19 protein-coding genes are annotated in these 19,801 nt (G+C 60.7%); 18 read left to right on the plus strand and 1 reads right to left on the minus strand.

All coding sequences use genetic code 11. The features are described from left to right. Window position 1: 1 nt before the first annotated feature. From mraY to ACR3FC_RS14400, 4 genes are all read left to right on the plus strand, one after another. Window positions 2–1,084, plus strand: coding sequence for a phospho-N-acetylmuramoyl-pentapeptide-transferase (gene mraY / locus ACR3FC_RS14385; RefSeq protein WP_480475931.1), 1,083 nt, complete (start codon window positions 2–4; stop codon window positions 1,082–1,084). After that, entirely contained in the window at window positions 1,081–1,626 is a 546-nt protein-coding gene (locus ACR3FC_RS14390; protein WP_480475933.1) for an AAA family ATPase, read from the plus strand. Before mraY ends, ACR3FC_RS14390 begins: the two co-directional genes overlap by 4 nt. Further along, a complete protein-coding gene (gene murD / locus ACR3FC_RS14395; protein WP_480475935.1) occupies window positions 1,623–3,020 on the plus strand; it encodes a UDP-N-acetylmuramoyl-L-alanine--D-glutamate ligase in 1,398 nt (465 codons plus the stop codon). Before ACR3FC_RS14390 ends, murD begins: the two co-directional genes overlap by 4 nt. 109 nt (window positions 3,021–3,129) lie before the next feature. Continuing rightward, on the plus strand, window positions 3,130–3,504 hold the full coding sequence (locus ACR3FC_RS14400; protein ID WP_480475937.1) for a glycine zipper family protein: 375 nt from the start codon (window positions 3,130–3,132) through the stop codon (window positions 3,502–3,504). 23 nt (window positions 3,505–3,527) lie between these two features. Here ACR3FC_RS14400 and ACR3FC_RS14405 read toward each other — a convergent pair whose 3' ends face one another. Further along, window positions 3,528–4,709, minus strand: a complete 1,182-nt coding sequence (locus ACR3FC_RS14405) for a BaiN/RdsA family NAD(P)/FAD-dependent oxidoreductase (RefSeq protein WP_480475939.1) — start codon at window positions 4,707–4,709, stop codon at window positions 3,528–3,530. 838 nt (window positions 4,710–5,547) lie between these two features. Here ACR3FC_RS14405 and ACR3FC_RS14410 point away from each other — a divergent pair. The 14 genes from ACR3FC_RS14410 (at window position 5,548) to ACR3FC_RS14475 (ending at window position 19,646) form a co-directional block, all read left to right on the plus strand. After that, window positions 5,548–7,371: an adenylate/guanylate cyclase domain-containing protein gene (locus ACR3FC_RS14410; RefSeq protein WP_480475941.1), complete on the plus strand. Its 1,824-nt coding sequence runs from the start codon at window positions 5,548–5,550 to the stop codon at window positions 7,369–7,371. 28 nt (window positions 7,372–7,399) lie between these two features. Further along, window positions 7,400–8,557, plus strand: coding sequence for a phosphatase PAP2 family protein (locus ACR3FC_RS14415; protein WP_480475943.1), 1,158 nt, complete (start codon window positions 7,400–7,402; stop codon window positions 8,555–8,557). 21 nt (window positions 8,558–8,578) lie between these two features. Further along, window positions 8,579–10,180 (plus strand): S8 family serine peptidase, encoded by a 1,602-nt coding sequence (locus tag ACR3FC_RS14420; RefSeq protein ID WP_480475945.1) that lies wholly within the window; start codon window positions 8,579–8,581, stop codon window positions 10,178–10,180. Window positions 10,181–10,369: 189 nt separating this feature from the next. Further along, window positions 10,370–11,533, plus strand: coding sequence for a putative lipid II flippase FtsW (gene ftsW / locus ACR3FC_RS14425; protein ID WP_480475947.1), 1,164 nt, complete (start codon window positions 10,370–10,372; stop codon window positions 11,531–11,533). Continuing rightward, window positions 11,533–12,630, plus strand: coding sequence for a UDP-N-acetylglucosamine--N-acetylmuramyl-(pentapeptide) pyrophosphoryl-undecaprenol N-acetylglucosamine transferase (locus ACR3FC_RS14430; protein ID WP_480475949.1), 1,098 nt, complete (start codon window positions 11,533–11,535; stop codon window positions 12,628–12,630). The genes ftsW and ACR3FC_RS14430 overlap by 1 nt, the downstream gene beginning before the upstream one ends. Next, window positions 12,627–14,036, plus strand: coding sequence for a UDP-N-acetylmuramate--L-alanine ligase (gene murC, locus ACR3FC_RS14435; protein ID WP_480475951.1), 1,410 nt, complete (start codon window positions 12,627–12,629; stop codon window positions 14,034–14,036). The genes ACR3FC_RS14430 and murC overlap by 4 nt, the downstream gene beginning before the upstream one ends. A gap of 75 nt (window positions 14,037–14,111) precedes the next feature. Beyond that, entirely contained in the window at window positions 14,112–14,360 is a 249-nt protein-coding gene (locus ACR3FC_RS14440) for a DUF2484 family protein (RefSeq protein ID WP_480475953.1), read from the plus strand. Beyond that, window positions 14,357–14,623 carry a DUF2484 family protein gene (locus tag ACR3FC_RS14445; protein ID WP_480475955.1) on the plus strand — a complete coding sequence of 89 codons (267 nt, stop codon included), beginning with the start codon at window positions 14,357–14,359 and terminating at the stop codon, window positions 14,621–14,623. Before ACR3FC_RS14440 ends, ACR3FC_RS14445 begins: the two co-directional genes overlap by 4 nt. A 24-nt stretch (window positions 14,624–14,647) precedes the next feature. Next, window positions 14,648–14,941 carry a hypothetical protein gene (locus ACR3FC_RS14450; protein WP_209504519.1) on the plus strand — a complete coding sequence of 98 codons (294 nt, stop codon included), beginning with the start codon at window positions 14,648–14,650 and terminating at the stop codon, window positions 14,939–14,941. Beyond that, complete coding sequence (gene murB / locus ACR3FC_RS14455; RefSeq protein ID WP_480475957.1) at window positions 14,938–15,876, plus strand: UDP-N-acetylmuramate dehydrogenase; 939 nt, start codon at window positions 14,938–14,940, stop codon at window positions 15,874–15,876. The genes ACR3FC_RS14450 and murB overlap by 4 nt, the downstream gene beginning before the upstream one ends. A gap of 102 nt (window positions 15,877–15,978) precedes the next feature. After that, the gene (locus ACR3FC_RS14460; protein ID WP_480476930.1) at window positions 15,979–16,902 is read left to right on the plus strand and encodes a D-alanine--D-alanine ligase; all 924 of its coding nucleotides are present in this window, start codon (window positions 15,979–15,981) and stop codon (window positions 16,900–16,902) included. Continuing rightward, window positions 16,890–17,897 (plus strand): cell division protein FtsQ/DivIB, encoded by a 1,008-nt coding sequence (locus tag ACR3FC_RS14465; protein WP_480475959.1) that lies wholly within the window; start codon window positions 16,890–16,892, stop codon window positions 17,895–17,897. The genes ACR3FC_RS14460 and ACR3FC_RS14465 overlap by 13 nt, the downstream gene beginning before the upstream one ends. A gap of 8 nt (window positions 17,898–17,905) precedes the next feature. Further along, on the plus strand, window positions 17,906–19,240 hold the full coding sequence (ftsA, locus tag ACR3FC_RS14470; protein ID WP_480475961.1) for a cell division protein FtsA: 1,335 nt from the start codon (window positions 17,906–17,908) through the stop codon (window positions 19,238–19,240). Beyond that, window positions 19,227–19,646 (plus strand): hypothetical protein, encoded by a 420-nt coding sequence (locus ACR3FC_RS14475; protein WP_480475963.1) that lies wholly within the window; start codon window positions 19,227–19,229, stop codon window positions 19,644–19,646. The genes ftsA and ACR3FC_RS14475 overlap by 14 nt, the downstream gene beginning before the upstream one ends. Window positions 19,647–19,801: the final 155 nt, after the last annotated feature.

A 19,801-nucleotide genomic window follows, 5' to 3' on the forward strand; every position in this document is an offset into this window, starting at 1 on the left:
CATGCTGTACTGGTTGACCGCCCTGTCGGATGGCGGGGATTTCTGGAACCTCTTCCGGTATATCACCTTCCGCGCAGGCGGTGCCTTCATGACGGCACTGATCTTTGGGTTCATCTTCGGAAAGCCCCTGATCAACGTGCTGCGCAGAAAGCAGGGCAAGGGCCAGCCGATCCGCAATGATGGCCCCGAGGGGCATTTTTCCAAGGCAGGCACGCCAACAATGGGCGGGTTGCTGATTGTCGGTGCTCTTGTGACCTCGACCCTCGTCTGGGCACGTCTGGACAACCCTTACGTCTGGATGGTGCTTTTCGTGACCCTGTCTTATGCGGCCATTGGATTCGCGGATGACTATGCCAAGGTGTCGAAACAGAACACCAAGGGCGTTCCGGGGCGGATGCGCCTTGCCTTGGGCGTGATCATCGCGGTGCTGGCCGCGCTCTGGGCGACGTTGCACCACCCCGAAGCGTTGCAGAATCAACTGGCCGTGCCGGTGTTCAAGGACACGCTGGTCAATCTGGGTATCTTCTATATCCCGTTCTCGATTGTCGTGATCGTAGGGGCCGCCAACGCGGTAAACCTGACCGACGGTCTGGACGGTCTGGCCATCATGCCAGCGATGATCGCCGCCTCGACGCTGGGCGTGATCGCCTATGCCGTGGGCCGCGTCGACTTTACCGAATATCTCGACGTGCATTACGTGCCGGGCACGGGTGAGATCTTTATCTTCACCTCTGCGCTCTTTGGTGCGGGTCTGGGATTTCTGTGGTACAACGCCCCCCCGGCGGCGGTGTTCATGGGGGATACCGGATCGCTGGCACTGGGCGGCGCGCTGGGCGCTATTGCCGTGGCCACCAAGCACGAGCTGGTTCTGGCCGTCGTCGGCGGCCTGTTCGTGGTCGAGGCGTTGAGCGTGATCATTCAGGTTCTCTACTTCAAACGCACCGGCAAGCGGGTTTTCCTGATGGCCCCGATCCATCATCATTATGAGAAAAAGGGCTGGGCCGAGCCTACCATCGTCATCCGCTTCTGGATCATCTCGCTGATCCTGGCGATGATCGGTCTGGCAACGCTGAAAGTCCGGTGACCAACCGTCGAGTTGTTTTGTCAGGATGTTCCAGCGGAGGTAAGTCAACCCTGCTTCAGGAAATGGCGAAACGTGGCTACGCAACGGTTCCTGAACCTGGTCGACGTGTGGTCAGGGCCGAGCAGCATAGCGGTGGGAACGCGTTACCGTGGAATGACCCCAAGGCGTTTTGCAGAAAGGTGATCGGCACGGCTATTGACGACATGGCCCATGCTCCAGCTGGTCTGGTTCTGTTTGACAGGTCGGCGCTGGATGCTCTGATCTGGTTCGAGCGCACGGGCACAAATCTTGAAAATGCACTGCGTGATAAGATTCTGCGGCTTGGCTATGATTGCCGCGTGTTCCTGTTTCCACCATGGCCTGAAATCTATGTTCAGGACAGCGAGCGACAGCATGATCTGTCTGACGCTCTTGCGGAATATGAAGCTTTGTGCGACCGCTTACCGAAACTTGGTTTCCAGACAGTCCTTGTCCCGAAACGGCCCGTGGTCGAGCGGGCAGACTGGCTTGAAGCGCAGCTAGGCAAAGGACACATGAAATGATCCCGGTCAAAGGCTTTTCAGGGCAGAAAGTTGCGGTTCTGGGATTGGGCCGGTCCGGCCTGGCAACCGCACGCGCCTTGCGCGCAGGCGGGGCGGAGCCGGTCTGCTGGGATGACAACCCGACAGCTCGCGCCATAGCCGAGGGCGAAGGATTCTCCTGTGCCGACCTGCGCAAACAGGGGGCGTTTGACACCATTGCCACGCTCATCGTTTCGCCGGGCATTCCGCATCTTTATCCCGAACCCAACCCCGTGGTTGCCGCAGCCTTGGACGCAGGCGTGCCTGTGGACAATGATATCGGGCTGTTCTTCCGCTCTTTTGCGGGGCCGGAATGGAGCAACTATGACACTCCACCACGGGTCATCGCGGTCACCGGCTCGAACGGGAAATCAACCACTGCTGCTCTGATCCATCACATCCTGACCGAGGCCGGGCGCGAGGCGCAGCTGGCCGGAAATATCGGGCGCGGTGTTCTGGATATCGATCCGGGTGGCGATAGTTCGGTCGTGGTGCTGGAACTTTCCAGCTATCAGACGGAACTGGCCCGTGCGCTGACCCCGGATGTGGCGGTGTTCACCAACCTTTCGCCAGATCATCTGGACCGCCACGGCGGCATGGGGGGATATTTCGCGGCCAAACGGCGCCTCTTTGCCGAAGGCGGCCCGGACCGCGCGATCGTCGGCATCGATGAAACCGAAGGCGCCTTTCTTGCTGGCCAACTGGCCGAAGGGCCAGCGGATGACCGCGTAATTCGTATCTCGGTAACGCGAAAGCTGACGGGGCCGGGATGGCAGGTCTTTGCGCGCAAGGGGTTTTTGTCGGAATACCGCAAGGGGCGGCAGGCCGGGTCCATCGACCTGCGCGCGATCAAGGGCCTTCCCGGTGCCCATAACCACCAGAACGCCTGCGCGGCGTATGCGGCCTGCCGGTCGCTGGGCCTTGCGCCACGCGTGATCGAAGACGCGCTGCACTCGTTCCCGGGCCTGCCCCACCGCAGCCAGATCATCGCCGAGGCCGACGGGGTTACCTATGTCAACGACTCCAAGGCGACCAATGTCGACAGCGCCCTGAAAGCGCTTATGGCGTTCAAAAAGATCCGATGGATCTGTGGCGGCCTTGAAAAGGAAGGCGGTGTCGCAGCCCTGAACGCAGCAGCGGATCAGGTGATCAAAGCCTATGTTATCGGTCGTGAGGCGGCGGGCTTTGCGATGCAACTGACGTCCGACGCACAGGTTTGTACCACGATGGAGGCGGCAGTGGCGCAGGCCATGGCGGATGCACAGGCGGGCGAGACCGTTCTGCTGGCCCCGGCAGCAGCAAGTTTCGATCAATATGACAATTTCGAACAGCGTGGCGACGATTTCACAGCGCAGGTGCAAAAACGGCTGGGCTAACACCGCACCTGCAACAGCCTGCCGGTACGTGTGGACATTTTTCAGTCAGATTGACACTTTGTTGGAATTGAGGTTGCGTCACCTTAAGTTCAATAAAGAGGAAGCGGAAATGTCTGCACGCAAAATTCTCTCCATCCTTCCCGTCGTTGCGCTGGCCGGGGCCTGTGCCAATAGCGGGGCGAATTATGTTCCTATCATCGACGGGCCTGTGGGGCCGAATTACCAGTCCGATCTGGCCAATTGTCAGGCGCTGGCGCGGTCCCGCCCGACGCTGGACAGCAACACCGCGGGCGCTGCCGCCATCGGCGCGGCTGGTGCGGCGGCAACCACGGCAATTATCGACAACAGCGCCAGCGATCTTGGCCGTGCGGCGGCGGCCGGTGCTCTGGTCGGTGTGGGTGCCAGTGCGATCAGCAACACCCAGAACCAGGAAGTGATCGTGCGCAACTGCATGCGCGGTCGCGGCTACAACGTCGTAGGTTAATGCCGCGCAAACGGAAGTGTAGGTTAATGTCTGGCGGCAATGGCAACACCTGCGGCATGGCCTGATGACCACGCCCATTGAAAGTTGTAGCCGCCAAGCCACCCGGTGACATCCACCGCTTCGCCAATCGCATAGAGGCCAGGGACATCCTTGGCCTCCATCGTTTTCGACGACAGATCATCGGTATCTATTCCGCCCAGTGTGACCTCGGCAGTGCGATACCCTTCGGTTCCCGACGGTACCAGCCGCCAGTCAGACAGGGCCGCGACCAGTTCAGACAGCTTCGCGTCCGACTGATCGGCCAGATTGCCGGACATCGGAATGACTTGGCTCAGATACTCGACCAGCCGGGACGGCAGATGCCGCGCAAGTTCCGTTGTCAGCGCCTTGCGCCCGGCGTTTTGCCGTTGCGCACGCAGCAGATCGAACAGGGGCAGTTCGGGGATCAGGTTCACGCCGATCTCCTCACCTTCGCGCCAATAAGAGGACAGCTGCAAAACGGACGGCCCGCTGAGGCCGCGATGGGTGAACAACAGCGCTTCGTCAAAACTTGTGCGTTCGTTAGAAAGCCGCACGGGCAGGGAAACACCGGACAGGTCCTTGAACCGGCCATCCGAAAAGGTGAATGGCACCAGCGCCGCGCGGGTGTCGGTCACCCGCAGGCCAAACTGCCGGGCAATGTCATAGGCCAGCCCGGTCGCGCCCATCTTGGGGATGGATTTGCCCCCCGTGGCCAGCACCAGATTGGCACAGGTCAGATGCAGGCGCTGCCCCTCACGCTCGACCTCCAGCGCGAATCCGGTGCCATCCTTGCGCAGATCACGCAGCGCGGTCTGGACCCACAGCTCGGCGCCGGCGCGGCTCATCTCGTCCAGCAACATCTGGATGATCTGCTTTGAAGAGCCATCACAGAACAACTGCCCAAGCGTTTTCTCATGCCATCCGATGCCGTGCCGGTTCACCAGATCGACAAAATCCCACTGCGTAAACCGGGCTAGCGCGGACTTGCAGAAATGCGGGTTTTGCGACAGGAAGTTGTCCGGGCCTGCATACATATTGGTGAAATTGCACCGCCCTCCGCCTGAGATGCGAATTTTCTCGCCCGGCGCCTTGGCGTGGTCGATCACCAGCACCCGCCCACCGCAACGGGCCGCGCACATCATGCCTGCCGCTCCGGCGCCCAATATGATCGTATCGAACCTCATGCACCGCCCTTGGCGTGGATTTTCGGCGATGACAAGGGTGAAACCCGGCGCATCGGGCCTGAGGCAAAGGATTTAGTTGTCAGGTGAATGATTCCCGGAAATTCGGGGCTTGCGCGCGGTGACACCCTTGCGTGGGGTCCGATTTGGGCTGGTTGTCGGGATTTTGCGCGGGTGTTTCGGGGCTGGGCTGGAAGGGCGCAGATCGCAGAAAACCACGTTCGGGTCCGGTCAAAATGCGGCACCGTTCAGGTTGTGCGAGGCACCTGATCCCGCCACATGTGGGCCACCAAACAGGGTGGTGACTGGCTTGACCGGCAGAAACGGTGAGGGCCGGGCAACGTTCGGATACTTTTTGGAGAATCGATTTCCGGTACCTGTCAGCCGCTGTTGCGTCGTACTGTCCGCCCGGTTCAGCGGCAACAGGAAGGTCCAATGCCAAGGACTTGACCGGGGTCAGCCCTCGCGCACTCCTAACGGGAAGTCTTGCCGCATCAGCCCGTCTTGCCCGCCAAGCACCAAGCGCCACAGATGCCGGGTAAATTGGCCAAATTGCACCGAAAAATACGTGCAAAAATAAAAATATGTCGACGGAAGTTCACTAAAACAATACAATAACCCTTATTATTTTGAACTTAACGCATTTTAGAAACCAAATCTCATCAGCGGGCCGATTAATGCCTCGTGATTTCCATTCAGGCCCGTGGCCCGTCCCGCGCAATGCAGCGCCATTCACACCCGTCGGCTGCATTTGCAATCGCAACACGCCTCTGATGCGTGCCAGCCCGCCTGTTTTCGGGGTGGCACATTTCAACAAGTTAAAGAGTTCCGAGACACGATCATGGGTATTAATCTGAATTTGAACAATCCAAGCGACCTTCCCAAGGCGCGGCTCAGGGCGATCCTGTTCCTTGATGCATGTGATTACTCTGCCGCCGTTCGCGAGGCCGAGCTTGAAACGCTGGCCAGAATCCGCCGCGATCTGAACTGCGTCAGCGATCTGGTTAACAGCTTTCGGGGCCGGGTGACCGGCCTGACCGGTGACGGGCTATGCGCCGTCTTTCCAAGTGCGCGTGCCGCCGTCGAAACTGCGCTGGGGGTGCAGGATGTCCTGACCCATGCCCCCGACCGGTACGCCAAAGGGTATCGAATTGGGATACATCTGGGCGACACGTTCGAGGTTGACCAGCAGATCATCGGTGACGCCGTGAACACGGCAGCGCGCATCGAAAGCGTCGGGTCATCCGGCGAGGTTCTGGTCTCAAGCGTTGTGCGCAATGCGCTGCGCGGGCGGCAGGATTTCCTGTTCAACTCGATCGGGCGGCCCAATCTCAAGAATATCGGTGCCTCGCTCGAGCTGTTTAAAGTTGCACGCGCGACAATCGACGTCCCCTATGAGAAGGACGGAAAAGAACAGCCGGTTCCTGTTCCCGCCAACCCAACGGCTTTCCGGTCAGAACAGCTGTCGTTCACCTTACCGCGCCCGAATTTCGTGATCGGTCTGTTGTCTCCGGATGTAGGGGGCGGTTCCGAAACCGCGGCATTCGTGTCCAACATCGTTGCGGAACAGCTGTCCAAATCCCTTACCGAAACCGAAGCGCTTGAGGTTCATGATTACCGGGTGCCGCAGATTGCGTTCCCGCAGGAACCTTTGTCGGCAGGGCCTGACCTGTTCCTGCAATGCCGCGCCTCGACCTGTGGCAGCATGTTGCAAGTGTCCGCCACAGCAATGCGGTCGGAAGACAGGAAAGTGATCTGGAGCCAGAATGTAGTGGCCGATCAAGGTGACTTTCTGGGTCAAAACTGCTCTGGGCTGACGTCGTTCATCAGTTATGCCACCGACGCCTTGCTGACGGCCTTGCTGAACGGGCGTCACATGCGCGACCCGGCCGCCCATCACGCGGCGAAAACCGCCGTTGCCGCCGTGCATCACCTGTTGACCATGACCGGGCCGGGGCTGGACCAGCTCGAGGCGGACATTCTTGCAGCTTACGAGCTTGATCCCAAGCCGGTCTACCTTGCGTGGCTGGCTTATGTCACGACCTTCAAGGTCGGCGAACGGTACGGAACCTGGGATGCCACACTGGAAGCGCAGGCGCGCGATCTGGCCCGCCGCGCGGTCGAGGCTGACCCGGATAACGGCACCGTTTTGGGCCTTGTCGCCCACGTGCATTCCTACGTGTTCCGAGAGTTTTCGGTGGCGCAGGATCTGGTCGACCGCGCGCTCGAGCTCAGCCCTTATCGGGCGATGAGCTGGGATTCAGCCGCCATGCTTTATTGCTACACGGATCGTCCGGCGCTGGCGGTTGAAGCCGCACAGAAGGCAAGGCTTATCGGGCGGCACAGCCCATACCGGCACCTGTTCGACGGGGCCGGTTGCGTCGCCGCGCTGGTCAATGGCGAGTTCGAGAAATCCATCAGGTTCGGAGAATCCGTGATGGAGGTTCAGCCGCAGTTCAAAACCGTCATGCGCTATCTGGCTGCGGCTTACGGGCACGCAGGTGACCGGCAGCGAGGCGAGTTCGCCTTGCAGCGGCTGACCAGCCTGGAACCGGACATGTCGCTGGCCTGCATCCAGCAGGACCGGTTCCCGGTGCCAACACGGTTCAGCGCGCAACTGATGGAAAGCGGCCTGTCCAGGATCGGGTTGCCGCAACACGCTTGAAGTAGGGGTAAAAGTAGGGGGTTTACTTATGTCTTACGTGTCCACGCTCAACGGTTTCGGAATGATGGTCCGACGTGGTGAGCTGATCTCGTGCAAAGTGGTGAAACTGATGAACCTTGCCGGAACCGGTGGTCTCGGTGCCTCACCGGGGGACAATCGAAAGGCGTTGGACAATTTCATTTACGACGCGCAGAGGGAAAGCTTCATCGATTACCTCAATGCCATTCATGATCTGGATCCCGAGTTGCTGGATATTGAAAAACTGCGCGAGCTTACCGAGTTCATGCAGAACGAAGACTTCATTGATCCCTTCAGATCCGACAGCCGCGTAAAAGGTGCGAAAGACGAAGAGATCGGGAAACGCTCTGCCCTCGGCGCGGCGTCTGTCGCGATGAGCGCATCTTCGGCATTCGCACTGAACCGAAACCGCAATAGAAACCGCAATCGGAACAGAAACCGGAACCGAAACAGAAATCGCAATCGTAACAGAAACCGCAGCGATTTTGACGTCGGCGGCAGCGATGCCTCCTTCGGCTGGCGCGAGATGCGCGATCTGTGCCGGATCGGTATGCTGCCCGCATCCGGATTGCTGGGCAAGGTTTGGGAAAATATCGATCTTCTGCCGCCACCGGGGCCTGACGAAAGCATGAAGGAAACTGAATACCTGCTGATCCTGCAAGGGCGGCTCAAGTGGTCAAATCAGGCAACACGGCGCGAGGAAATCGTGGCGCAGGCAGGCTTTGGCATCGATGAATATCTCAGTCCGCTGGGCATTGACGAGAAGGGCGGCTTTGATGCGACCCGCGCGCTGATGACGATCCTGCTGGAACTGACGAATGAAATCGGCCTGACCTACAAGAACCGCTTCAGCCGGCCCAGACCCAATATTATCCAGCCGCTGATCCGGCCCTTTCTTCCGGTGCCTTATCATGCGGCTTACCCCTCGAACCACTCCTACCAATCCTTCGCGATTGCCGAACTGTTCTCGCGTCTGATCCCCGAACATCCGGGCACTGTCGCTTTGTTCCACCGCGCCCAGCGGATTGCTGAAAACCGCGAATGGGCCGGTTTGCATTATCCAAGCGACACAGCCGCCGGGCGAAGTCTGGCCAGAAAAACCGTGGCTTACCTGACCGAGGTTCTGGACGAACTGATGGACGAAGCACAAGACGAATGGCTGGGCTAAGGATCAACGCGAGGTGACGAAATGACCGCAGGAAACGAAGACTACGCACGCTATTACTATCTCTGGCATCTGGTCGCGATCAAAGCCTTGACCGTCAAGGCGCCCCTACCAGCCGACGGAGAGACCTGCCCGGAAATCGATACCGCGACCTGGGATTTCACAGGTCCCGCTCTGGCCGAGGCGAAAATCGCCCTGATCGACATGGGCGTGGCCCCGCATCACCCGAACCTGAAATCGCCGGACACCGGACCGGTTCCGGCGGACAGGGTCATTCGGGACGACGCCCTTGATCTGGCCAGCCACCCGTTCGGCGTCAAATACATCGACCGGTCGACTGTTGCGGCAGGGGCCGAGCATATCGAAGAACAGGTGCAACATCTGTCGGGCATTCAGGACCCCTTGGGCATTCCGGGCCTGACCTCTCAGGAACGGCGGGTGATTGCCGGGCTGAGGTCGGGTTTTGGCGTCAAACGTTACATCGATGCCTATGACGATCGCTATGCCGGGCACGGCACCAGCTGTGCCGGGCTGGCCTGCGGAACCAGCTTTGCAGCCGATCAATTCGGCAATACCGGCAATATCGCGGCGTATTACGGGGTCGATCCCAAAAGCAGGATTATTCCGATCACGACGTCGATCTCGCCCAGCCCGGAAGAATTGATTGCGGCGTTTCTTTATGCCCTCCACAAAGGCGCGCATGTCATCCTGTTTCCGCGCGATGCCGCGAACCCTGCTCATTGGCCGGGATATAGATTTCGCCCTGCCACTGGCACCGAGCCGTTCTATCCGGGTCTGGACTCGCACGAAAAGACCCGCCTGCACGAGACGAGGCGCGACGAACCCGACGGCGACGCGCGCGACATCTCGATGGCATGGTCGGCGCTGGACAAGATCATCAAATGGGTCAGCACGAAAATCCCGGTGGTCTGTGCCGCTGGCAACGACGGTCGAAGCGAGTTGATTTATCCTGCCAGCCTGTCCGGTGATCCAGCCAACGGGATCATCTCGGTGGGGGCCGTCAACTATAATGGCACCCGGTCCGGGTATTCGAACTACTCTGCAGATCTGACCGTTTCCGCCCCCTCGGATGACGGTGAGATATACAACCGCTATCAAATTCGTCTGGACCGTGATGCAGCCTCGGCCACTGACTTCCATCTGGAAAACCCGAAACATCACCTGAAACGCGACGGCAGTGGTGACGCGATCCCGATTGTCGATTTCGCATCTCAACGGTTGGTGACGTTGGATGTGCCGGGCCCGCGGGGCTATGTCGAAGGCAGCCTTGCCGCGGCTGTCGAAACCCGAAAAAAGGCTGTGGATGATCCTGCCGGGCTTTATACTGAATTTGGCGGGACTTCGGGGGCCTCGGCCCTCGTTGCAGGGGCAATCGCGATGATGCAGCGAAAGTCGCCCAATGTTCTCAATGGTGTGCAGATCAAAGCCATCTTCAAGAACCTCGAAACATCTGCAACGCGTTTCGACAACACCCACTGGTATTGGTCTTCTGCCGCAGGAACCCTGCAAGTTGACGCGATCAACGGTTACACGCCACCCCCCAGGGCCGAACTGTTCGGTGTGGCGGGGTTGCTGGATGTGCCGCTGCTGCTGACCAAAGTCTGACAGCCCGCCGCCTTCCGCCCGGTGGCCGTCGCAACACGGCTGACCGGCGGTCCGGGTGTGCGGCACGGGTCTTGGGCGGGAAATCCCGATTTGCCCGCGAACAGGCTGGCCTGATCGCCAAATTGCATGTAGACTTTCAGCCAGATCCCGAAAACGGGGCGTTAACGAGGCAGAGAGTGGCGGTATCTCATGACTGAGATGGTGTATGGCGCGGTCCAGGACCAGCGCGGAGAACCGATTCTACCGAAATGGTGGCGTACTATCGATCGCTGGACGATGTCCTGCGTTCTGATCCTGTTTACCATCGGACTGTTGCTGGGGCTGGCCTCTTCGCCGCCGCTGGCCGGTCGTAACGGGTTCGATCCCTTCCATTATGTCGAGCGCCAGGCCTTCTTTGGCGGATTGGCGCTGATCGCGATGCTGCTGACCTCAATGATGTCTCCAACCTTGGTGCGGCGTCTGGCCGTTCTGGGTTTTCTGGGGGCCTTCGTCGCTCTGGTCTTCCTGCCGGTGTTTGGAACGGATTTCGGCAAAGGCGCGGTGCGCTGGTATTCACTGGGCTTTGCCTCGCTGCAACCGTCCGAGTTTCTGAAACCCGGCTTTGTCGTCGTGGCTGCATGGCTGCTGGCCGCCTCGCAGGAAATCAACGGCCCTCCGGGGCGGTTGTGGTCCTTTGCGCTCTGCATGGCCATCGTGGCCATGCTGGTGATGCAACCCGATTTCGGTCAGGCCTGCCTGATCCTGTTCGGCTGGGGCGTCATGTATTTCGTGGCCGGGGCACCGATGCTGCTGTTGCTAGGCATGGCCGGTGTTGTCGTTTTGGGCGGGATGTTGGCCTATTCGAATTCCGAACACTTTGCCCGCCGCATCGACGGCTTTCTGAATCAGGAAGTCGATCCGACCACCCAGCTTGGCTATGCCACCAACGCCATCCGCGAAGGTGGCTTGTTCGGCGTCGGCGTAGGGGAGGGGCAGGTGAAATGGTCGCTGCCCGATGCCCATACCGATTTCATCATCGCCGTCGCGGCCGAGGAATACGGACTGATCCTCGTCATGATCATCATTGCGCTATACGCGCTGATCGTCGTGCGCTCGCTGCTGCGGCTGATGCGCGAACGCGACATGTTCATCCGTCTGGCCGGTACTGGTCTGGCCTGCATGTTTGGCGTTCAGGCGATGATCAACATGGGTGTTGCGGTACGTCTGTTGCCCGCCAAAGGCATGACTTTGCCGTTCGTCAGCTATGGCGGCTCGTCGCTGATTGCAGGCGGTATTGCCGTCGGCATGCTGCTGGCCTTCACCCGAAACCGCCCACAGGGCGAACTAGGCGATATTCTGCGCGGACGAGGATAATGGGGAACCCTTACCTGTTGATTGCGGCTGGCGGCACCGGGGGCCATATGTTCCCCGCTCAGGCGCTGGCCGAGGCGATGCTGCACAAGGGCTGGCGCGTGCGCCTGTCCACCGACCCGCGCGGTGCGCGCTATACCGGCGGCTTTCCCCATTCGACTGAAATTGTCGAGGCGTCCTCGGCCACCTTCGCCCGTGGCGGTCTGGCGGCCAAGGCGATGGTTGGCCCGATTATCGCTGGTGGTGTCACCAGCATGGTCTTCCAGATGATGCGCGACAAACCCGATGTTGTCGTAGGCTTTGGCGGTTATCCCTCGATCCCGGCGCTGGGCGCAGCGACCCTGCTGAAAGTTCCGCGGATGATCCATGAACAGAACGGGGTACTGGGCCGCGTGAATCAGCTGTTTGCAACCCGCGTTGCACAGGTGGCCTGCGGCGTCTGGCCGACGGATCTGCCTGAAGGCGCGCATGGCATCCACACTGGCAACCCGGTACGTGCCGCGGTTCTGGACCGCGCCGCCGCCGGGTATATCCCGCCGGGTGACTATCCGATGTCGGTTCTGGTGATGGGCGGCTCGCAGGGTGCGCGCATCCTCAGCGATATGGTGCCCGGAGCGATTGCCGCGCTGCCCCAAGACCTTCGCGCGCATATCCGTGTCTCGCATCAGGCGCGGGATGAAGATGGCGAACGGGTCAGCGCATTCTACCAAGATCATGGTATCCGCGCCGACGTTCAGCCCTTCTTCGATGACATTCCCCGCCGCATGTCGGATGCGCAGCTGGTGATCTCGCGCTCGGGCGCGTCCAGCGTGGCCGATATCTCGGTCATCGGTCGCCCTTCGATCCTGATCCCGTTTGCCGCCGCCGCCGGGGATCATCAGACCGCCAACGCGCGCGGGCTGGTGCAGGCCGGCGGGGCCATTATGATCCCGGAAAATGCGCTTGACGTTCCCACGCTGACACAGCAAATCACCACGGTTCTCACGAACCCCGAAGCCGCACAGAAAATGGCCCATGGCGCCCTGTCGGTCGGGGCGCCCGATGCCACCCAGCGTCTGGTCGCTCTGGTCGAGCAGCTGGCGCAGAAGGAGACCACATGAACCCAGCAACCAAACTGCCGCAGGACGTAGGGCCGATCCATTTTGTGGGCATCGGCGGGATCGGCATGTCGGGCATCGCCGAGGTGCTGCTGAACCTGGGGTATCAGGTACAGGGCTCCGATTTGAAAGCCTCGAAGATCACCAACCGGCTGGCCAGTTTGGGGGCCGAGATTTTCGTCGGCCAGCGCGCCGAAAACCTTGAAAACGCCGCCGTTGTGGTTGTCTCGACCGCGATCAAACCGGGCAACCCGGAACTGGACCAAGCCCGCGCCCGAGGGCTGCCGGTTGTCCGCCGCGCCGACATGCTGGCCGAACTCATGCGTCTGCGCTCAAACATTGCCATTGCCGGAACACACGGCAAGACCACCACGACGACCATGATGGCCGAACTGATGGTGGCCGGCGATTTCGATCCGACCGTGATCAATGGCGGCATCATCCACGCCTATGGATCGAACGCGCGGATGGGGCAGGGCGAATGGATGGTGGTCGAAGCCGACGAGAGCGATGGCTCGTTCAACCGCCTGCCCGCAACCATTGCCATTGTCACCAATATCGACCCCGAGCATATGGAACATTGGGGTGATTTCGACAGGCTGCGCGACGGCTTTTACGAATTCGTCTCGAACCTGCCATTCTACGGTCTGGCCGTCTGCTGCACCGATCATGCCGAGGTTCAGGCCCTTGTCGGCCGCATCACCGACCGCCGCGTGCGCACCTATGGGTTCAACGCGCAGGCAGATGTGCGGGCTGTGAACCTGACCTATAAGGGCGGCGTGGCGCATTTCGACATCCACCTGCAATACGAAGACAAGATGATCGAAGGCTGCACCCTGCCGATGCCCGGCGATCACAACGTCTCAAACGCGCTGTCCGCTGTGGCTGTCGCCCGCCATCTGGGCATGAAAGCTGCGGAAATCCGCGATGCGCTGGCCAATTTCGGCGGCGTCAACCGTCGCTTTACAAAGGTCGGAGAAATCGACGGTGTCACCATCATCGACGATTACGGCCACCACCCGGTTGAAATCGCAGCTGTTCTCAAGGCTGCCCGTCAGGCGACCGAAGGCCGCGTGATTGCGGTGCATCAGCCGCACCGCTATTCGCGCCTGTCCAACCTGTTTGATGATTTCTGCACCTGCTTCAACGACGCCGATGTTGTGGCGATTGCCGAGGTTTTTGCCGCTGGCGAAGACCCGATCGAAGGTGCCTCGCGCGACGATCTGGTGCAGGGCCTGATCCGTCACGGCCACCGCCACGCCCGTGCGCTGCTGGATGAAGACGATCTCGAACGCCTCGTGCGCGAACAGGCCCGTCCGGGCGACATGGTCGTCTGCCTCGGGGCCGGTACGATCAGCGCCTGGGCCAACGGCTTGCCCGAGAGATTGCAAAGAAAACAAGCTGTTTGACGCGTCATTTGTTTGTCGCACAACTTAAAAGTGTGATACTCTGACTGCAGCAGTCGCGTGTCCTCGGAGGGGCGAATGGACTATTCGATGATCTTTGCAGCGCTTTGGGTGATCTGCGCCACCATCGTGGCAATGTTGCCGATGCGGCTGCAATTCCCGCTGGGGTTTGTCCTGCTGATCTGCGCACCAGTGCTGGTCGTGTGGCTTGGGTATGTCCATGGCTGGTTCTGGTCGGTCGCGGCATTTGCCGGGTTCGTGTCGATGTTTCGCAACCCCATCCGGTATTACTGGCGCAAATGGACAGGGCACGAGGTCGCGGAATGACATGGTCTATCGCTCTGGCGGCCCTGTGGGGCTTTGCCGCCAACATCCTTGCGCTGATCCCCAGTACCGACAACCACTGGACGCGCGCCTATATCCTGATCATCGTGGGCATTCCCATCGTCGGCTATGTCACCTATGAAAACGGCCCCTGGATCGGTTTGCTGGTGCTGGCAATGGGCATGTCCGTGCTGCGCTGGCCGGTGATTTATCTGACCCGTTGGACAAAGGCGAAAATGCAGGGCATGAAGGCGGCCAAAGAATAACCGGCCAACTTCAGGAGATCTGTCATGGCGACAATCGCCACATTTGCCTATCTACCGCTCGTTTCCTTCGTTCTGGGTGCCGCTGCCGGGTTTACGGCGGGCCGCTGGCTTGGCCTGCGTAGCCTTCTGTGGCTGATCGGGCTGACATCCGCGGTTGGTCTGGGGCTGATCGTCGTGCTGGCTGGTGTCGGAACGGGTGAAGAAGACAAGGCGTTCGGCCCGCTGGTCTGGTTGACTGCCGGCGTTCTCCCCTTCCTTTTCGCCGCAATCATGGGCGGGGTCGGTGGGCGCAGCCTGGCGGTGCGCGCGACTACATGACACGGCTTCCCCCTGTCCTTCCTGACGTCCGGGGCCGCCTGTCCAAAGCGCGTAACCTGTCTGACCTCACATGGCTCCGCGTCGGTGGGCCGGCGGATTACCTGTTTCAACCTGCCGATATCGAAGACTTGCAGGCCTTCCTGTGCGATCTGCCGGATGGTGTGCCGGTCTTCCCGATGGGGGTCGGCTCGAACCTCATCGTGCGCGATGGTGGCTTGCGGGCCGTGGTGATCCGGCTGGGGCGCGGGTTCAACGCCATCTCGGTTGAGGGCAATACGGTCATCGCGGGCGCTGCCGCACTGGACGCGCATGTTGCGCGCAAGGCCGCGGATGCGGGTGTGGACCTGACCTTTCTGCGCACCATCCCCGGCTCGATCGGGGGCGCGGTGCGGATGAATGCGGGCTGTTACGGCAGCTACACGGCGGACGTGCTGCGCAAGGCCACCATTGTCACCCGGCAGGGCGACCTGCGGGACCTGACGCCCGAGGATCTGAACTTTCGCTATCGCCAGTCCGACTTGCCCGAAGGCGCCGTTCTGATTTCGGCCACGTTCGAAGGCCCGTCCGGCGATCCCGATGATCTTCATGCCCGAATGGAAGCGCAACTGAAAAAGCGTGACGAAACACAGCCCACCAAGGACCGCAGCGCCGGATCGACGTTCCGCAACCCGGCCGGGTTTTCCTCGACCGGGCAGGCCGATGACGTGCATGACCTCAAGGCGTGGAAAGTGATCGACGATGCGGGAATGCGCGGTGCGGCACGCGGCGGGGCGCAGATGAGCCCGAAACACTCGAACTTCCTGATCAATACCGGCACCGCCACCGCTGACGACCTCGAAGGTCTGGGCGAAGAGGTGCGAAAAAAGGTTTACGAAACAAGCGGCATCACGCTAGAGTGGGAAATCATGCGGGTCGGTGATCCGCTAAAAGAATAAAGCCCCGACCGTCAGACCAAAACAGGCAAATTCAGGCGACGGATCAAAGGCATAAACGCAGTACGGGCCACCACATAAGGTCCGGGGACATTGAGGCGCACATTGGGTATGTCGAGCAGGACAAACCCCAAAGTGGCGGTATTGATGGGCGGCCCCTCGGCGGAACGCGAGGTGTCTCTCAGCTCTGGGCGCGAATGCGCGGCCGCCCTTGTGGGAGAAGGCTTTGAAGTGGTCGAACTGGACGCAGGTCCCGACCTCTATGCGCGCCTGTTGGATATTCAGCCGGATGTGGTTTTCAACGCCCTGCATGGCCGCTGGGGCGAGGATGGCTGCGTGCAGGGGATGCTGGAATGGATGCGTATCCCCTATACCCATTCGGGCATTCTGGCCTCGGCCCTTGCCATGGACAAGCAACGCAGCAAGGACGTCTATCAGGCCGAAGGTCTGCCCGTTGTCCCCAGTGTGATCGTCCCGCGGGCCGAAGTGACCCGCGCCCATGTGATGGAACCGCCCTATGTGGCCAAGCCCAATAACGAAGGGTCCAGTGTCGGCATCTACATCGTTCACGAAAACGCCAACGGCCCGCCGCAGCTGTCCGAAGACATGCCCGACCAGATCATGGTCGAGAAATACGTGGCCGGGCGCGAGCTGACCGTGACCGTCATGGGCGACCGCGCCCTGACTGTGACCGAGATCATGACCGATGGCGGCTGGTACGATTATGACGCCAAGTACAAACCCGGCGGATCATGGCACGTGGTCCCCGCCGATATCCCGCAGGATATCTTTGATCGCTGCATGGATTATGCCTTGCGCGCGCATGATGCTTTGGGCTGCAAGGGTGTCAGCCGCACCGATTTTCGCTGGGATGACAGCGCGGGTGCTGATGGGCTGTTTCTGCTGGAAACCAATACCCAGCCGGGCATGACACCCACCTCGCTGGCCCCGGAACAGGCCGCGCATATGGGCATGACATTTGGTCAGCTCTGCGCCTGGATGGTTAAGGACGCCTCATGCAACCGTTAATCGCCAGCCGCTCTCTGGAAATCCATCGCACCAAGCCCCTTGCCGGGCCGGATGCCGATTTTGCCTCGGCAGATACGGAACCGCATGACACCCAGCCCATTCTGCGTCTGCGCGGGGCGCGGGTGTTTTCCCGCACCGCACGCCGCAGCGATCCGGCCCCGTCGCGCCTCAGCTATCGTCTTCAGCGCTGGATGCTGACACCGGGCATCCGTCTGGGCGTCAAGCTTGGCCTGCCGATCTGCGCCATTGCCGCGGCAGTTGGCGTCTATTTTGCCTCTCAGGAACGGCGCGAAGCGCTTGGTACCTATATTGCCGATATTCGCACCTCGATTCAGGAACGCCCCGAGTTCATGGTCAACCTGATGGCCATCGACGGGGCAGGCACCAGCCTGTCCGATGATATCCGCGAGGTCGTGCCTCTGGATTTCCCGATCAGTTCCTGGGATCTGGATGTCGAACAGATGCGCGACACGATCACCGGGCTTGATCCGGTGAAATCGGCAACCGTACGTATCCGTCCGGGCGGCATCCTTCAGGTCAACGTGGTCGAGCGTCAGCCCGTGATTGTCTGGCGGACGCATGACGGGCTCGAACTGCTCGACGAGACCGGCGCGCATGTCAAGGAAACCACCTCTCGCAAGGACCATGCCGACCTGCCGCTGATCGCGGGCGCGGGCGCGGATGCACATGTGGCACAGGCGCTCGAGATCTTTCAGACCGCCCGCAGCCTGGGCAATCGTGTGCGCGGGCTGGTGCGCGTGGGTGAACGGCGCTGGGATCTGGTCCTGGACCGTGGCCAGCGCATCATGCTGCCGACCGAGCGCCCGGTGCGCGCGCTGGAACGCGTGCTTGCGGTGAACGAGGTGCAGGACCTTCTGGAACGCGACGTGGCCGTGGTCGACATGCGCCTTGGCCAGCGTCCCACCATCCGAATGACCAAAGCCGCCAGCGAAGACTGGTGGAATACAAAAGTGACACTGAGTAACGGGCAGTAACGAGCATGATGACCGATCTTTATCAGTCCCAACGCGCCATGCGTCAAATGCGGCGCCAGGCATTGCAACGCGGTGTGATCGCGATTCTGGATGTGGGCAGTTCCAAGATTGCCTGCCTCGTTCTGCGTTTTGACGGATCGGGCCGGCTGAGTGAAGATAACACCATCGGCTCAATGGCGGGGCAGACTGGGTTTCGGGTTATAGGGGCCGCAACGACACGTTCGCGCGGCGTACAGTTTGGCGAAGTCACCGCCATGCAGGAAACCGAACGCGCCATCCGCACCGCGCTTCAGGCCGCACAGAAGATGGCCGATATCCGTGTTGATCACGTCATCGCCTGTTTCTCGGGGGCCAACCCGCGCTCTTACGGGCTGGACGCGCAGGTCGATCTGGATGGCCAGCTGGTGACCGAGGCCGAAGTGGGCCGTGTTCTGAATGCCTGCGACGTGCCGGATTACGGCGACGGGCGTGAAGTGCTGCACGCACAGCCAGTCAATTTTGCGCTCGACAACCGCTCGGGCCTGATCGACCCGCGCGGGCAGATGGGCCAAAGTCTTGCGGTCGATATGCACATGCTGACCGTCGATGCGATGGCGATCCAGAACATCGTGCGCTGTATCAAACGCTGCGATCTGGAACTCGCCGGGATTGCGAACTCGGCCTATGTCTCAGGAATTTCCGCGCTGGTCGAAGATGAGCAGGAACTCGGCGCGGCCTGTATCGACATGGGCGGCGGTACCACCAGCGTTTCGATCTTCATGAAGAAACACATGATCTATGCCGATTGCGTGCGTATGGGCGGCGATCACGTGACCGCCGATATCTCGATGGGGTTGGGTGTGCCCGCAGCAGTTGCGGAGCGGATCAAGACGTTCAATGGCGGCGTTCATGCGACCGGCGCTGATGACCGCGACATGATCGATATCGGCGGCGATACCGGTGACTGGGAACACGACCGCCGCACAGTCAGTCGGGCCGAACTGATCGGCATCATGCGTCCGCGCGTCGAGGAAATTCTAGAAGAGGTCCGCGTGCGTCTGGATGCGGCCGGGTTTGAACACATGCCAAGCCAGCAGATCGTTCTGACCGGTGGCGGCAGTCAGATCATGGGGCTGGACGGTCTGGCGACCCGCATCCTTGGTCAACGCGTGCGTCTGGGCCGCCCGCTGCGGGTGCATGGCCTGCCGCAATCGGCGACAGGACCGGCGTTCTCGTCCTCAGTGGGGCTTAGCCTGTTTGCGGCGCACCCGCAGGACGAATGGTGGGATTTCGAAATCCCGGTCGACACATATGCCGCGCGCCCGTTCAAGCGGGCCGTCCGGTGGTTCCGTGACAATTGGTAGACACCTGCAACGGGCCGCGCTGTGTGCGGCCCTGTTGCCGGGATGGGTTTCGGCCCAGACCATCATCACGCCCGAGGCATTTCTGGATGCCGCCGTCGGCAAAACGCTCACGTTCCATGAGATTCGCAGCGGCTATTTCGTCGGGACCGAGCAATTTCTGAACCGTCACGCTTCGGTCTGGCGGCAAGAAGGGCAGGGCTGTGTCTATGGGCAGATCACCACGCCAAACGGTCAGATCTGCTTTCTCTATGACAATGATCCGGATGGTATTCCCGTCTGCTGGTGGCCCTTCCTGCACGAAGGCCGTCTGATGGTGCGTCTGGCCTCGTTTGCAGAAAGCGAAATCCAGGAGGTGCGCAGCATCACCGAAACCAGCCTGAACTGTCCAAGTGCGCCGCTCAGTTGAAAAATCCGGTTGCGGCGCGCCGATTTATCCCTCAAGATATCCACAAGGCCCGGCAGAGGCCTCGCGGCAGGACCTGAGCAGTTTTCCGCAGTGTAAATGATGGTCGACCAAAGCGTGACGAACGGCTGAGTCCTCGCGCCGTGGTCGTCTGCCTT

The organism is Ruegeria sp. AF3 (genome assembly GCF_056536285.1).